This window comes from Micromonospora sp. NPDC005252, from assembly GCF_042872475.1.
In the GTDB taxonomy this organism is placed as follows: domain Bacteria; phylum Actinomycetota; class Actinomycetes; order Mycobacteriales; family Micromonosporaceae; genus Micromonospora.
In genome coordinates, this window is record NZ_JBIAKN010000002.1 from 47,778 (window position 1) to 61,892 (window position 14,115).

Annotated in this window: 16 protein-coding genes; 8 read left to right on the plus strand and 8 right to left on the minus strand. The window is 69.7% G+C overall.

All coding sequences use genetic code 11. The features are described 5' to 3' along the window. Positions 1–196: 196 nt before the first annotated feature. On the plus strand, positions 197–544 hold the full coding sequence (locus ACFYPH_RS06015) for a hypothetical protein (protein WP_387179472.1): 348 nt from the start codon (positions 197–199) through the stop codon (positions 542–544). Positions 545–568: 24 nt separating this feature from the next. Here ACFYPH_RS06015 and ACFYPH_RS06020 read toward each other — a convergent pair whose 3' ends face one another. Further along, complete coding sequence (locus ACFYPH_RS06020; protein WP_387179475.1) at positions 569–1,495, minus strand: maleylpyruvate isomerase N-terminal domain-containing protein; 927 nt, start codon at positions 1,493–1,495, stop codon at positions 569–571. 120 nt (positions 1,496–1,615) lie between these two features. Here ACFYPH_RS06020 and ACFYPH_RS06025 point away from each other — a divergent pair, with 120 nt between their 5' ends. Then, on the plus strand, positions 1,616–2,098 hold the full coding sequence (locus ACFYPH_RS06025) for a hypothetical protein (RefSeq protein ID WP_387179478.1): 483 nt from the start codon (positions 1,616–1,618) through the stop codon (positions 2,096–2,098). Positions 2,099–2,170: 72 nt separating this feature from the next. On the opposite strand, the gene ACFYPH_RS06030 is transcribed toward ACFYPH_RS06025, so the two are convergent. The 5 genes from ACFYPH_RS06030 to ACFYPH_RS06050 form a co-directional block, all read right to left on the minus strand. Further along, positions 2,171–2,704 (minus strand): hypothetical protein, encoded by a 534-nt coding sequence (locus tag ACFYPH_RS06030; RefSeq protein WP_355065109.1) that lies wholly within the window; start codon positions 2,702–2,704, stop codon positions 2,171–2,173. Between the two features lie 120 nt (positions 2,705–2,824). Beyond that, the gene (locus ACFYPH_RS06035; protein ID WP_387179481.1) at positions 2,825–4,090 is read right to left on the minus strand and encodes a cellulose binding domain-containing protein; all 1,266 of its coding nucleotides are present in this window, start codon (positions 4,088–4,090) and stop codon (positions 2,825–2,827) included. A gap of 192 nt (positions 4,091–4,282) precedes the next feature. Continuing rightward, entirely contained in the window at positions 4,283–5,527 is a 1,245-nt protein-coding gene (locus ACFYPH_RS06040; RefSeq protein ID WP_387179484.1) for an RNA polymerase sigma factor, read from the minus strand. Beyond that, a complete protein-coding gene (locus ACFYPH_RS06045) occupies positions 5,527–5,913 on the minus strand; it encodes a YciI family protein (protein ID WP_355065115.1) in 387 nt (128 codons plus the stop codon). Before ACFYPH_RS06045 ends, ACFYPH_RS06040 begins: the two co-directional genes overlap by 1 nt. Before the next feature lie 191 nt (positions 5,914–6,104). Beyond that, entirely contained in the window at positions 6,105–6,350 is a 246-nt protein-coding gene (locus ACFYPH_RS06050) for a LysR family transcriptional regulator (RefSeq protein ID WP_355065117.1), read from the minus strand. A 123-nt stretch (positions 6,351–6,473) separates the two neighbouring features. Between ACFYPH_RS06050 and ACFYPH_RS06055 the strand changes: the two genes are divergently transcribed. The 4 genes from ACFYPH_RS06055 to ACFYPH_RS06070 all read left to right on the plus strand — a co-directional run bounded on the left by ACFYPH_RS06055 (position 6,474) and on the right by ACFYPH_RS06070 (position 11,579). After that, positions 6,474–7,721, plus strand: coding sequence for an MFS transporter (locus ACFYPH_RS06055; RefSeq protein WP_387179487.1), 1,248 nt, complete (start codon positions 6,474–6,476; stop codon positions 7,719–7,721). Between the two features lie 206 nt (positions 7,722–7,927). Further along, positions 7,928–8,908: a pectinesterase family protein gene (locus ACFYPH_RS06060; protein ID WP_387179490.1), complete on the plus strand. Its 981-nt coding sequence runs from the start codon at positions 7,928–7,930 to the stop codon at positions 8,906–8,908. Further along, positions 8,905–10,320: a cellulose binding domain-containing protein gene (locus ACFYPH_RS06065; protein ID WP_355065123.1), complete on the plus strand. Its 1,416-nt coding sequence runs from the start codon at positions 8,905–8,907 to the stop codon at positions 10,318–10,320. Before ACFYPH_RS06060 ends, ACFYPH_RS06065 begins: the two co-directional genes overlap by 4 nt. 35 nt (positions 10,321–10,355) lie before the next feature. Beyond that, positions 10,356–11,579, plus strand: coding sequence for a cellulose binding domain-containing protein (locus ACFYPH_RS06070; RefSeq protein WP_355137498.1), 1,224 nt, complete (start codon positions 10,356–10,358; stop codon positions 11,577–11,579). Positions 11,580–11,659: 80 nt separating this feature from the next. Here the strand turns inward: ACFYPH_RS06070 and ACFYPH_RS06075 are convergent, their stop codons facing one another. After that, on the minus strand, positions 11,660–11,947 hold the full coding sequence (locus tag ACFYPH_RS06075) for a hypothetical protein (RefSeq protein WP_387179494.1): 288 nt from the start codon (positions 11,945–11,947) through the stop codon (positions 11,660–11,662). 218 nt (positions 11,948–12,165) lie between these two features. On the opposite strand from ACFYPH_RS06075, the gene ACFYPH_RS06080 reads away from it, so the two are divergent. After that, on the plus strand, positions 12,166–12,594 hold the full coding sequence (locus tag ACFYPH_RS06080; RefSeq protein ID WP_355137494.1) for a hypothetical protein: 429 nt from the start codon (positions 12,166–12,168) through the stop codon (positions 12,592–12,594). Positions 12,595–12,642: 48 nt separating this feature from the next. Here the strand turns inward: ACFYPH_RS06080 and ACFYPH_RS06085 are convergent, their stop codons facing one another. Further along, positions 12,643–13,596 (minus strand): hypothetical protein, encoded by a 954-nt coding sequence (locus ACFYPH_RS06085; protein ID WP_355137492.1) that lies wholly within the window; start codon positions 13,594–13,596, stop codon positions 12,643–12,645. Between the two features lie 44 nt (positions 13,597–13,640). Here ACFYPH_RS06085 and ACFYPH_RS06090 point away from each other — a divergent pair, with 44 nt between their 5' ends. Beyond that, positions 13,641–14,102, plus strand: a complete 462-nt coding sequence (locus ACFYPH_RS06090) for a hypothetical protein (protein WP_355137490.1) — start codon at positions 13,641–13,643, stop codon at positions 14,100–14,102. Positions 14,103–14,115: the final 13 nt, after the last annotated feature.

Below are 14,115 nucleotides of genomic sequence, written 5' to 3' on the forward strand. Positions count from 1 at the left end.
ACCTTCCCTGGCCGACGTCGAGCTGGCCGGGCGGGACCTGGAGGGTTTCTCTCCGACGTTATCAAGCGCGTGCGTCTGCCGCGATCCGTGTCGAAAGGCGTCCCGGATGGACTGATGCATCGATGCGTGTCACTCTGACTCTGGACCGAGTCAGCTTTCGGTCCGCTCTTTCAACGCCGTTCCGGGAAGGACGCTCATGCGCACATTCGCCCACCGGACCGCGGCGGGTTTCGCCGCCGTCCTGATCGCCGCGCTGGCCGTGACGCTGCCGGGGTCGCCCGCGGTGGCCGGCGAACCGTTCCAGAGCCCGGACCAGGGCCTGGTCTTCTACTCGAGCTACCCGACCGAAGTGGCCGGCAGGCTGGCCACACCCGACGGCATCTGCCACCAGGTCCCGGCCGACGCGGCCTGGATGCTCACCTGGAGCGGTGGCTTCGGTTCGGTGCCCGGCTACCGGACCCCCGACTGCAGCGGTCCGGCAACCGACCTCAACAACTTCCACAGCTGGCCGGAGGGCCGCTACCTCACCTACCGGGCCAGCTGACAGCTGGCCGGCCGCGTACGACGATCACCGGTCGCCAGTGCTGCCGTTCGGCCCGTCGCTCCGTCGTCGATCGGCGCTCTCCGTTCCCGTCGGCGCGAGCCGACCGTTGGGCATGTGCACGACCCGGAGGAACGCGGGCAGCCGCCACGGCCGTGGCCCGCCGATGACGACGTCGCGCCGCAGCATCGCCTGAGCGATGCTGATCCGGCCGAACATCATCAGGTTGAACCGGGCGGGCTGGAACCTCACGCGCACGTCGAACGGGGCGTCGGGCGGTGCGATCCACACCCTGCGGTCGCCCAGCGTCAGCGTCGTGGTCGGCGTGAACGCCGATCGGAACTGCACCGACACGTGGTGGCGAGGCATCGGCAGCTCGGTGTTGAGCAGCACCCCGTACGAGTCGCGCAGCATCTCGAACATGAACAGGTCCCAGTAGAGGGCGGCGTGTTCGTCCGGCATCGGCCACGGTCGGCGCAGCGCCCGCGCGATGTCCCAGCCGTGCACGAGCAGCTCGTTGGTCAGATGGGCGAACAGACCGCCGAGCGTCACCCGCGCGTTGCCCAGCCAACTCACCGTCGACCGCGGATCCGCGGTCGTGGCCAGGAGGCGGGCGATCGCGGTGTTCAACTGCGGCAGCAGGACTTCCGGCTCCCGCTCGGTGAAGTGGGCGAGCACGTGGCTGTTGACGTCGGTCACCGTGTCGACGTTCGTGACGGCGAGCATGTCCTCCAGGCCCGGCACCCGGATGCCGACCTCCGTGCCGTCCACTCGGGACACGTACAGCACCGCGATCGACACCACGTGCGCGACGGTGTCGGCGAGGGTCCAGTCGTCGGTGACCAGGACCGTGGGCGAGGGCGCGGCGGCCACCATCTCGATGAACCGGTCGGCAGCCGCCCGCAGGGCCGTGTTCGCCACATTCCAGCGGTCCGGGCCTGCCGTTTCACTCACGTCCAGCAGTATCGGGCATTCGCTCACACCGGACTTCTCCGAACGTGCGCTCATTCGCCAGTTCCGGGCCGCCGTCACGAGCTACCTCACCCGCTTCGGTGGTGTGGCTATCGTTCTGACATGCTCCGCGACTCATCCCTTGCCGTCGGTGCCGCCTTCATCGCGGACGGCCCCGCCGATGGCGTCGACCTCAGCCTGTTCGGACAGTTCACGGGCTCCTGGGCACTGGACTGCACCGAGTACGACCCCGACGGGTCCTCGTCCGTCCGCCGGGGCGAGTGGCACTTCGGGTACGCGTTGGGCGGTCGGGCGACCACCGATGTCTGGATCCTGCCCGGCGTCGAACACGGCGTCAGCGTGCGATTCCCCGATCCTACGGCAGGGCCGGGAATCTGGCGCTCGACCTGGGTGGGGCCGGGCCGGCAGCGGACGCACACCTTCCGGGCGGCCCGCGTCGGCGAGCAGATCGTGCTCGACGGCGGTGATTTGCGGTGGACCTTCTCCGACATCGGCGCCGACGAGTTCCGCTGGCGCAACGAGGCACAGCAGCCCGACGGAACGTGGCGAGTTCAGCAGACCTTCCAGGTGTGGCGACAGGTCTGACCGTTGCCGCGACCGGCCACGCTCCGCCGATGACCCGCCGGGGAGCAGCTCCCGCCGGCCGCGACGATCCTGTCAGCCGGAGGTGGTGAAGGTGATAAAGGTGTCGGGGGGCCGCGTTTCGGCAGTCGGACCGTCGTGGACCTCCCACGCGTCCCCGACGACCTGTTCTGCCACCCGCGACCAGAACGCTTCGACGCCGGTGTTGTAACGCTGGAAGCCGATACTCCACTTTCCGGGGCACAGTGCGATGACCTGAACGGCAGCGGTACGGCCGACGCCTGTGCGACGCAGCGCGCGGACGACGAAGAAACTGGTGACGGACCTGCCGCCGTCCTCGGTCGGCGTGGTCATCACGAACCCTGCCGTACGGCCGGCCGCGGTAATCAACCATGCCCGGCGCTGGGGGTCGACGCCGGCGAGAAACCGGTCGAGTGGCCGGTCGTTGAACGTGCCATCATCGTTGGGGACGTGACCGTACGCCTCTGACAGGTCATGGCGATACAACTGACCCAGATTGCCGAGCACCGCCCGGTGCGACCGGTCGACCGGTATCAGCGCGACGGGGTTCGAGGGCGGGCGAGGCGGCATCGCAGCTTCCCAGGGCACCGCGGCAGTCTTGCATGCCGACCGGGGCGCTCTGACCGGGTGCGCACGGCCAGCAGTGGAAGGGCGCACAACGGCTCTGCGGGCCGGCGCCCCCGGCGCCGAACCGCAGAGCTGCCTGCGTCAGCTTCCGGTGCAGGTGGCGGTGGTGCCGCTGCCGTTACCGGTGCCCTGGAACCCGAAACTGGTGGTCTGACCTGCCGCCAGTCGTCCGTTGTAGCTCTGGTTGGCGACGGTGATGGTGCCGCTGGTACCGCTGGCGACGCCGTTCCACACCGAGCTGACCGAAGCTCCGCTCGGCAGGGTGAGGGTGACCCGCCAGCCGGTGAGCGCGGACGTCCCCGCGGTGACGGTCACGGTGGCGACGAATCCGCCGTTCCACTGGTCCTGGACTGAGTAGACGGCGGTGCAGGCCGGGGTGCCGGTGGGCGGCGGCGTGGTCGGCGGAGGTGTGCTGGGCGGGGGTGTGCTGGGCGGGGGTGTGCTGGGCGGGGGCGTCGTGGGCGGAGGTGTCGTGGGTGGCGGCGTGGTGGGCGGCGTGCCGCCGTCGAGCGTCAGGTTCTTCTGCTGGACGGTCCACTGGTTGCGGCACAGGCCGCAGTCGGGGCCGGCGAAGTTGGCGCCTGCGGTGGTGTCACCCTTCAGGCGCCACTTGAGGTAGAGCACCGCGACGCGGCCGAACTCGCCGCCGTTGGCCTGGTCGTAGGTGCCGCCGTGACCGACGTTGAGATTGCCCATGAAGGCGGGCAGCCCGGTCGGCAGCTTGCCCCAGTCGTCCATGGCGTTGGGGTAGGCGATGTCGCTGGGCCCGCCGATGAAGTAGGCGATCGGCTTGGTCAGCCTCCTGAGCTGGTAGTCGTCGGCGTCGTTCAGCAGGCCGCTGCTGAAGATCCCGGTCGTGGTGACGCGCGGGTCGGCCGAGACCGCGTACGCCTCCAGCCCTCCGCAGGAGAAGCCCGCGACGGCGACCTTGGTGGTGTCGAGCTTGTTGAAGTATTTGCTGCCCTGCCGGGAGTTCTCCGCCACTGCCCAGTCGATGGACTGGGTGAGCATCTGGGAGGTGGTGGAGCCGGATCCGTTCGGGGCTCCGTTGGCGATGGCGAGGAAACCGTGGGAGGCGATCTCGCGCAGGAAGTTGCCCTGGGAGAGGCCGTTGGCCGAGCACCCGCCGTTGCCCCAGACGAAGATGGGGAGGCGTTCGGACGGGAGGGTCTGGGGCCGGAAGATGGTGTGGTTGGCCAGGCTGGCCGACGTCTCGTAGTCGGCGGGATAGGGCCCGGAACCGCCGACGGCGGCATCGGCCGGTGTCGCGCCGAGCATCATGATCACCGAGGCAACCGGGACGATGACGGTCACCAGCCCCGCGTAGATCTTCGATCTCCTTCTCATGCACCCCTCCAACGGATGTCACGGTGGGCTCCCGGCGGCGGCGGTGGCGGCTGTTCGTTCACGCTGCGACCGCAGCGGTCAGCGCAGGCCACGGGCCAGGTCGAGGCGAACGCGTCGACCACCCGGCGGGGTCCCCACAGGCGATCCGATGGGAGCGGTATGCAGTTACTATCACTGCCGTAACGAAAAGTGTCAATCTATGGTCGGTCCCGGGCTCGCTGACTCCGACGCCTTGCGCAGCAGCACCGAGCGCTCACGCTGGTTGGCGCACAGCCGGGCGGCCAGCTCCAGCTCGGCGCGCGCTTCCGCTCGCCGTCCGAGCCGGGCCAGCAGCTCCCCGCGTACGGTCGGGACCAGGTGCGATCCGGGGAGCCGGTTCGCGGCGATCAGCTCGTCCACGATGGCCAGGGCGTGCGCCGGGCCCGAGGCCATGGCCACGGCGACGGCCCGGTTGAGGTCGACCACCGGTGAGGGGGCGACCCGGCCGAGCGCTTCGTAGAGCACCACGATCCGCTCCCAGTCGGTCGCCTCGACGGAGGGCGCCGACGCGTGGGTGGCGGCGATCGCGGCCTGCAGGCCGTAGGGGCCGAGCCCGCGAGCCGACGCCCTGGCCAGCGCGGTCAGCCCGCGACGGATCGCGGAGACGTCCCACCGCCGCCGGTCCTGGTCCTCCAGCAGGACCGGCGAGCCGTCCGGGCCGGTCCGGGCCGGAAAGCGTGCGGCCGTCAGCTCGCACAACGCGAGAAGGCCGTGCACCTCCGGCTCGTCCGGTTGCAGCGCGGCCAGCGTACGGGCCAGCCGGATCGCCTCGTACGCGACGTCGGGGCGCAGCAACCGGTCGCCCGACGTGGCCGTCGACCCCTCGGTGAAGATCACGTACAGGACGCTGAGCACGCCGCCGAGCCGTTCCCGGCGCTCGGCGGCCGGCGGCAGCTCGAACGGCACCCGGGCCGCCGCGATCGTCTTCTTGGCGCGGGTGATGCGGGCCTGCACGGTCGGCACGGACACGAGGAACGCGCGGGCGATCTCCTCGCTGGACAGGCCGCCGACCACGCGCAGGGTCAGCGCCACCCGGGCCTCGGGGGAGAGCACCGGGTGGCAGCTGACGAACATCAGCGCCAGCACGTCATCGTCGATCCGGTCGGGGTCGATGTCCTCGTCAACGAGGCAGGCCGCCGCGTCGACCGCCAGCAGGGCGTACCGCTGCTGGAGCGCGCTTCGGCGGCGGATCGCGTCGATGGCCCGCCGTCGGGCCGTGGCCATCAGCCAACCGGCCGGATTGACCGGGGCGGCACGCCGCCATGACACCAGCGCCTCGGCCACCGCCTCCTGGGCGGCGTCCTCGGCCAGCTCGAAATCGCCCGTGAACCGGGTCAGCGCGGCGACGATCCGCGCCGACTCGATCCGCCAGACGGCCTCGACGTCGGCCGTACCCATCAGAGGTGGCCGTTGCTCGCGCTGTCCGTCGGGACCTCGTCGGCCTCGGCCACCCGCCGGACCTCGATCTTGGAGCCGCGGACCGCGGGGAACCTCCTGGCCCACTCCACCGCCTCCTCCTTCGAGGCGACATCGAGCAGGAAGTAGCCACCGAACAGTTCCTTGGTCTCGCCGTACGGCCCGTCCGTGACCACCGGGGCCTCGCCGCCGAAGTCGACCACGACGCCCTGGGCCGGATCGTCCAGCCCCTCGGCCGCGAGGAGGACACCGGCCTTGACCATCTCCTCGATGAACGTGCGGGTCGCGACCATCGCCTCGTCGATCGAGGCCATCATGGCGGCGTTCGACTCGTCGGTGCCTCGCATGATCAGCATGTACTTCGACAACTTGTTCTCCTCGTCCGGCGGGGCCGCCCCTCGGCCCTCACCCCACACGTCGAACGAGCGGCCGGTGGATCGACGCGGCCCCCAAAAGAAACCCTCGTCGCAGTCCGGTCGCCCTCGACATCCGTTCATCCTGCTCGGGCGCGACCGCGGCGAGTGCGGTCGGCCGGCGGGGTGCTGCGGGCTCGCGGCCATCAGCTTCCGAGGGCGCGGTCCACCCCGGCCACGATGCCCCGGGCGTGCGGGAGGAATGCCTGGCCGTCGAGCGTCAGCTCGACCCCTCGGGGAGTACGGGTGAACAGCCGGACGTCGAGGGCGCGTTCAAGGGCCGCGATCCGCTTCGACACGGCCTGCTGCGTCACGCCCAGCTCCTCGGCCGCGTGCTGCAACTGCCCGAACTCGGCCGCCCGGACGAACGATCGCACTGCCTCGGTATCCACCGGACCATCATCCACCCGTACAACCGTTGGTTGTGACACGCCCGGACGTTGGTTGTTTGCGCCGACGTCGGCGGCGCTGGTGTGCTGCCCGGACCCGAACGTCGGTTGTCACGAGGGGGGCGGATGGGCGCGCGGTTGGGGTCCAGTTTCGGTTGGCTGTGGTCGGCGTACGCCGTCAGCACGTACGGCACGTGGATCGCCTTCGGCGCGTTCCCGCTGATCGCGGTTCGCGTCCTGCACTCGCCGGCGTTCGCCGTGTCGATCCTGGCGGCGGCCGGACCGGCCGTCGCGGCGGTCGTGGCGTTCTCGCTCGGGCCGTGGGTCGAGCACCGGGCGAAGCGTCCGGTGCTGGTCGCCATGGACCTGCTCCGGTTCGTGGCCATGGCGAGTGTCCCGCTCGCGTACGCCTTCGGTCTGCTGTCCTACGGCCAGTTGCTGGTCGTCTCGGTCCTCTCCGGGACCGCGAGCATCGCCTTCGCCGCCGCGTCCGGCGCGTACCTCAAGTATCTCGTCCAGGGCGATCACCTGCTGGTGGCGAACGGTCGGTTCGAGGCCACGAGCTGGGCGGCGACGGCGGTGGGCCCGCCCCTCGGTGGCGCGCTCGTCGGGCTGCTCGGCCCGGTCGTCAGTGTCGCGGCCGACGCCCTCAGCTACCTGCTGTCGGCGCTCGCGGTCCTGCGCATCCGCGGCGGCGACGTCGCGTCGCCCCAGGACCGTGCCGGCCGGCTGCACGGCGCCGATCTTCTGGTCGGCTGGCGGTTCATCCTGCACGACCGTGCCCTGCGAGGGCTGTTCCTCAACTCCATCCTGGTCGGCGGCCTCATCATGGCCACCGCCCCGCTCCTGGCTGTCCTCCTGTTGGGCCAGTACCACCTCCCGGCCTGGCAGTACGGCCTCGCCTTCGGCGTCCCGGCGCTCGGCGGCCTGGTGGGCGCCCGCCTGTCCGCGCGCCTCGTGGCCCGCCACGGCCGGCACCGCGTCATGATCGTGTCCGGGTGGCTGCGCTCGGTCTTCCCACTCGGTCTCGCGTTCGTCCAGCCGGGCATCCCCGGACTGGTCACCGTGATCGTCGTCGAGGGCCTGCTGATCACCTGCATGGGCGTCTTCAACCCGATCTACGCGACCGAACGACTGCACCGCACCCCGCTCGGCCACACCGCCCGCGTCCTCAGCACGTGGAGTGCCGTCAGCAGACTCGTCCAGGCGGCCCTGGTGGTGATCTGGGGCGTCCTCGCGACCCTCACCAGCCCTCTCGCGGCGATCACCATCTCCGGCGTTCTCCTGCTCGCCACCCCGCTCCTGCTGCCCAGGCGGACACCGTCGGTGGCCACCGAGCCCGCCGCATCCGGGAGAGACGTTCAGGTCGGATGAACGGGTGGCTCACCCCCCGTGCCCGCCACCTTTATATTCCCGGTCATCGATGTTAACGTTCACTTAACGTCGTCGTCTGCCGGTCGACATCATCTTCGGCAGCGGCCCGGTGGGATCGGAGAACGCTTATGACCACGTCCGGCAGGGTTCTTCGCGTGCGCTCGGTGGCGGTGGTGACGGTGTGCGCTCTCGCCGCCGCAGTCTCGATGGCTTCTGCCGCGTCCGCGTCCGCGACCATCACCGTGGCCGCCGACGGCAGCGGCAACTACACGACCGTGCAGGCGGCGATCGACAGTGTCGCGGCGAACAACGGCGCTCCGGTCACCATCACCATCAGACCCGGCACCTACCGGGGCGTGGTCACCATTCCCGCCAACAAGCCCCACCTCACGTTGGCCGGCGCCGGCAGCTCCGCCGCCCAGGTGGTGATCGTCGAAGGGCACGCGGCCGGCCAGACCAAGCCCGGTGGCGGCACGTACGGCACGTCCGGCAGTGCCTCGGTCTTCGTCAACGCCAACGACACCACGATCAGCAATCTGACCATGTCGAACGACTTCAACGAGGCCGCCAACACCCTCGACGCCGAGCAGGCCGTCGCCGTCAACACCTCCGGCGACCGGGTGCAGTTCGACAACGTCCGCATCCTCGGCAACCAGGACACCCTGCTGGTCAACGCACCCAGTGTCAGCTCGGTCCGGCGTCTCTACGTCCGCAACTCCTACGTGGAGGGTGACGTCGACTTCATCTTCGGGCGGGGCACCATGGTCTTCCAGAACGGCACCGTGCACTCGCTCACCCGGGGCTCGTCGTCGAACAACGGCTACATCACCGCTGCGGCCACCGACATCAACAACAAGTTCGGCTTCCTGTTCTGGGGAACCACACTGACCAGCAACGCTCCCGCCAGGACCGTCTATCTGGGCCGGCCCTGGCACCCCAGCGGCGACGTCAACGCCCGCGGTCAGGTCCTCTACCGGGGCGTCGCGATGGGCGCACACATCCGCACCGACCCCTGGACCGACATGTCCGGCTTCTCGTGGCGGACCGCCCGGTTCGCCGAGTACAGCAGCACCGGGGCTGGCGCCGTCATCAACGCCGACCGGCCCCAGATGAGCGCCTCCACCGCCACCCAGTACACACCCACCGCCTACCTGGCGGGTAACGACGGCTGGAACCCCATCCGATGACGAAGATTCGTTCCCTGCGGACCGCGGCCCTCATCGCAGTCGCCGCCGTGGTGCTCGCCGCAGGTCTGCCGGTCCTCAGCGCCGAGGCTGCGGTCGGTGACGGCACACCGGCCGACTCGAACATCAGCTTCGTCGGCCGGTGGAACAAGACGAACGCCTCGGCCTACGTGCCCTACTGGGCCGGCGCGTACCTGCGGGTCGGGTTCACCGGCAGAACGGTGAAGCTCCGGCAGCGCAACACCATCCAGCTGTGGGCCAGCATCGACGGTAGGGCGTTCACGTCCTTCACGGGCTCCGGCACGATCAACCTGACGCCGACCGCGCTGGCGGCCGGCAACCACACGTTGATCGTCAGTTACCGGCAGGTGGCCGGCTCCTACACGGGTGACGCGGTCTTCCAGGGGCTGATCCTGGAGTCGGGCGCGGGCACATTCGCGCCACCGGCCCGCCCCAAGCTGGTCGAGTTCGTCGGTGACTCGATCACCGCAGGGGCCACGAGCAGTCAGCTTGCCGTGACCGACTACGGCTTCAAGGTCGGTGAGAGGCTCGGCTACGACCACACCCAGATCGCGATCGGTGGCATGTGTCTGGCCGAGACGACCGATGGATGCTGGGCGCAGGAGACACGCTACTGGATGTCGTCCGGTGGCCAGGCCGGCACCGACCCGTGGGACTTCTCCCGCTACACGGCCGACGGCGTGGTGATCAACCTGGGGACCAACGACAAGAGCCATGGCGTGAGCGCCGCGGCCTTCCAGGCGACGTACACCACCTTCCTCACGAGGATCCGGGCCAGGTTCCCGAACGCCAAGCTCTTCGCCATGCGGACGTTCATCGGTCGTTATGCCACGGAGACGGAGGCGGCGGTGCGGGCACGCAACGCCGCGGGTGATGCCAACGTATTCTACGTGGACACCACCGGCTGGCTGCCGTCCGGCGGCCTGAGCGACTCGGTGCACCCGAACGACGCGGGCCATCAGGCCATCACCGACAGGCTGGCCCCGGTCCTCAGCGCACGACTGACCACGACCCCGGACCCGACGACCCCGCCCCCCACGACTGCGCCGACCACCCCTGCGCCGACCGCTCCTGCGGGGGCCTGCGCGGTCACCTACCGCAAGACCGGTGACTGGGGTACGGGCGCCCAGTTCGACGTGACGCTCAGCAACACCTCCACCGTCCCGGTCAACGGTTGGACACTGACCTGGTCCCTGCCAGGCAGTCAGCGGATCACGCAGTCCTGGAATTCCACCGTCACGCAGTCCGGCGCTGCGGCCACGGCGGTGAACGCCTCCTGGAACGCGGTGATCCCGGCCGCCGGTTCGGTCAGCTTCGGATTCGTCACCGACAGCCCGCTCGGCGGAGCGACCGGTTTCGCCCTCAACGGCTCCCCGTGCGCCGCCGCCACGTGATGGCGAGCGTCTCCGATCAAGGCAGGAGTGACCCGATGACGGTTCGTCGATGGCGTCTCGTGGTCCTGGCAGCAACGGTCCTGACCGTCGTGGCCGGCGGGCTCGGCATCGCCACCGCCCAGGCCGCCACCCCGGCGTGCGGTGTCGCCTATCGGGTCACCAGCGAGTGGACCGGCGGGTTCGGGGCCGATGTCGTCGTCACCAACCTCGGTGACGCGGTGACCAGCTGGGCCGTGGGGTGGAGTCTCGCCCCCGGGCAGGGCGTGACGCAGGCGTGGAACGCCGCCGTCACGGTCACCGGCACGGCGGTGACCGCCACCAACGTGAGCTACAACGGTGCCGTCGGCTCCGGCGCATCGGTCAACTTCGGCTTCACCGGCTCGTGGAGCGGCAGCAACCCGGTGCCGTCGTCGTTCTCGTTCAACGGCATCACCTGTGCCGGCCCACCGGCAGCGACCCCCACCGCGCAGACGCCCACGCCGGGGCCAACGCCCTGCCCCGAGCCGAGCACGCCGCAGGCGACCCCTTCCACGTCATCGGCACCCGCGCCGATCAAGGTGTGGATGGCCGGCGATTCCACGATGATGAACGCCAGTTCCTGTCCGATCGGCTGGGGCAGCCAGTTCGCGTCCTACTTCACGTCGAACGTCACCGTCCAGAACAGTGCCGTCGGCGGTCGCAGCATCCAGACGTGGCTCTACGAGGGCAATGTGACCTCCACCAAGAACTCGGCCGGCGAGTGCACGCTCAGCTCGACTGCTTACAGCGCGCGGTGGTCGGCGATGCTGGACACCGGCAGCGGCTTCAAGAACGGTGACTATCTGATCATCCAGTTCGGCATCAACGACGGTGACTCGGCCTGCCCGCGACACGTTGGCACCAATCGCTTCAAGGAACTGCTCGGCGTCATGGCGACGGCTGCCAAAGCCAGAGGGGTGAAGCCAATCTTCGTCACCCCGGTCGCGGCAATCACCTGCAGCGGCGGCTCCGCCGTCGGCAATCGCGGTTTCGTCGCCGAGACGACGGCTGCGGCCGCCGCCAACGGCGTACCGGTCATCGACCTGCACGCCAAGAGCGTGGCGCTCTACAACACGCTCAGGCTGTGCCCGAACAACGGCGACTACTCGACGGGCGCGGTCGGCGCGTTCTTCTGCAACGACCACACCCACTTCGAGGCGGCCGGCGCCAGACAGATCGCCGGCCTGATCGCCACCGCCCTCCGGGCGCAGAACATCCCGCTCGCCGCCCACCTGAAGTGACAGCCACCCTTTGGCGGTGTGACCCGGTCGCGCGCGCAGACGACAGGAGCCAGGCTGCTGGAGGCGTGCGCCGCTAGCCGCTAGCTGCTCGTCGTACGTCTTGCGTCGGCGGCGATCCGGACGTCACGGAAGTCGACAACTGCCTCGCGAGCAACCGTGATCAGGACGGCGAGGTCACCTTCCGCCAGCAACAGGACATCGTCGAGCACGGAAGGCGGAACCTCCAGTTCCTGGGGGCCGTAGCAGTCGTGCCACGCCATGTCCATGAGGTGCAGGAGGTCGAGCGCGGCTTCAACCTGCTCACCGGCGAACAGCCCTTCGATGCGCGGCTTGCGTTCCCCACGACGTTGCTCGCTGCCAAGTGCCACGGGTAACTCCTTGGGCCAGGTCTGCTGCCGACTCCACGTAATCAACTCACCGCGGATGCCTTGCAGCGGTCCCGCAGCACCTCGATCGAGGGCAGTGTGGCGGCCACCTACGCCCGGACAACGCGGCCACCGTCTCCTACCTTCAACTGCTCTGACGTCGGTGGAGTCCTGCGCCGCCAGCCGAGCGCGACGACTCGGGCCACGCGTCGCAGCGCGGGATGAGGGAGGATGCGCCGGTGCCTCACGAGCATCACGTCTTCCACAACCCGCCGCCATCGACACCGGATGAGGTACGCGCCGCGCTCGACCGCGGCGATCTGCCGGCCGCGCTGGACGCCATGGTCGGCACCGCCCTGTACGGCGACGGGGACTGGAGAGAGCTCCAGGAACTGCACCTTCGGTTGCTCGAACACGACGATCGCCAGGTCAGTGCGCTCGCAGCGACGTGCCTGGGGCATCTCGCAAGGGTCTACCGTCAACTGGATGAACGCCGGGTGGTCGCCGCTCTGCGCCGAGCCCGGGCGCTGCCACACGTCACCGGTACCGCCGGCAACGCGCTGGAGGACATCGAGGTCTTCCTCCACCCGCGGCGCGCACGGATGCGCGGACGTGTGTGGAGGGCGATCCGCCCATGGACGTGGTTCTGAGTCGAACGCGGAATTGCCACCGGCCCGTGATGGAGCCCCTTTCGGCCCTCAGCTCTGCTGGTAGTTCACCGCGGCGAACCCGCACGGCTGGTGCAGGTGCAGGTAGTAGGCGCCCTCGCCGTAGTCGTCCAGGTCGGCGCCAGCGATCAGACCCACGTAGTCCATCGGTTCGCCGCAACCGGGGCAGTCGGCGTGCTCGGCGTCCTGGATCCACTCGGGCCGGCCGCCCAGTGTCGATCCACCCTGGTTCCAGGCGCTGACCTGATACGGGCTTGCCAAGGCCTGCCCGAGGACCGGCGCCAGCGTCGGAGGGTCCTCCGGTTCGTCGGCGTCCGGGAGGTAGCTCGGGCGGGTGTTGCCGGCCCACCAGGTGGCGCCACCGGCCGGAATGACGTGGCTGTACAACGTCGTGTAGCAGGCGCAGAAGTGGCAGGTCTCGATCACCAACCGCCCGGACCACCCCGTGTGGGCCAGTGCCGCAGCGATGGCGGCATCCGTGGTGTCGAGGTCTGCTGCAACCCACAGCGGCGAGGCACACCAGGGGCAGCCGGGCCGATCCGCGCCTGGTGCTGTTTCGCGCATGACCCACCGGTACGCGGTGTTCCCGCACAGGTCCCGTCGCCGGCCGTCCGAGCCGACCGTCCAGCCGCCCTCGTGGGCGTAGCGGAGCGCATTGACGTACAGCTCGCCCGAACCTGCGGGAGGCTGCGGCGTCCAGCGACGCAGGGCGCTCTCGGCGGACGGGTGAGCACTGTGCGCCAGGACCATGAGCAGGTGGTTGAGCCGATCGGGCGTGCGGCCGCTGTCGACCTGCTCGATGACCCGACGGACCACGTCGGCGTCCGCCGCGCGGTACAACTTCGCCGGGTACAGCACATCGAGGTCGAGCAGGAGACTCAGGTGCGGGGTCAGCCTTCGGGGGTCGGTGTCCGCGATCGCGCACAACTCCTCGATCGCGTCGTCGTCCTCGGCGGCAGCACGTCTGATCAACTCCTCGATCACGAGGGGATGGTAGTCACGCCCGGCTGCTACGGTCCTGCACCGGGATGACGATCATGGTGAATGCTGGGGAGTTGACGTGGATGCGTAAAAAGCCGAGTACGTGGCGTGTCGGCGCGCTGATCATGGTGCCGGCGACCGTGGCCCTCATTCTGGTCGGCACCGCCTCGGCGGCGTCGGCGGCCACGGGCACGCCGAGCGGTGCGCCGCCGGCGGCGAACGGTGTCGACGTGTGGTGCGTGTCGACCACCGGCGCCAAGGCGTGCTTCGCCGCGTACGGGGATCGGGTCTGGGTGAAGGACACCAAGGCGAACGGCGCGTCCGCCGCCGGCACGATCCAGGGACCGGACTGGAGCCGGCAGTGCTTCAACAGCAGCGGCGCGGACGCCGGCTGGGTCATGTGCAACTTCGACGTGCCGGAGTACGACGAGGGTCTGCTGTGGGCGGTCAACAACCCGTTCATCGGCAACGAGAGCAGCACGGAGATCTACACCAGCGGCCCGATCTGACGCCGGCGTTCCC

Coding starts and splice junctions, on each gene's coding strand:
- ACFYPH_RS06015 (WP_387179472.1), top strand. CDS start 197: ATGCGCACATTCGCCCACCGGACCGCGGCGGGTTTCGCCGCCGTCCTG.
- ACFYPH_RS06025 (WP_387179478.1), top strand. CDS start 1,616: ATGCTCCGCGACTCATCCCTTGCCGTCGGTGCCGCCTTCATCGCGGAC.
- ACFYPH_RS06035 (WP_387179481.1), bottom strand. CDS start 4,090: ATGAGAAGGAGATCGAAGATCTACGCGGGGCTGGTGACCGTCATCGTC.
- ACFYPH_RS06040 (WP_387179484.1), bottom strand. CDS start 5,527: ATGGGTACGGCCGACGTCGAGGCCGTCTGGCGGATCGAGTCGGCGCGG.
- ACFYPH_RS06055 (WP_387179487.1), top strand. CDS start 6,474: ATGGGCGCGCGGTTGGGGTCCAGTTTCGGTTGGCTGTGGTCGGCGTAC.
- ACFYPH_RS06060 (WP_387179490.1), top strand. CDS start 7,928: ATGGCTTCTGCCGCGTCCGCGTCCGCGACCATCACCGTGGCCGCCGAC.
- ACFYPH_RS06065 (WP_355065123.1), top strand. CDS start 8,905: ATGACGAAGATTCGTTCCCTGCGGACCGCGGCCCTCATCGCAGTCGCC.
- ACFYPH_RS06070 (WP_355137498.1), top strand. CDS start 10,356: ATGACGGTTCGTCGATGGCGTCTCGTGGTCCTGGCAGCAACGGTCCTG.
- ACFYPH_RS06080 (WP_355137494.1), top strand. CDS start 12,166: ATGAGGGAGGATGCGCCGGTGCCTCACGAGCATCACGTCTTCCACAAC.
- ACFYPH_RS06090 (WP_355137490.1), top strand. CDS start 13,641: ATGACGATCATGGTGAATGCTGGGGAGTTGACGTGGATGCGTAAAAAG.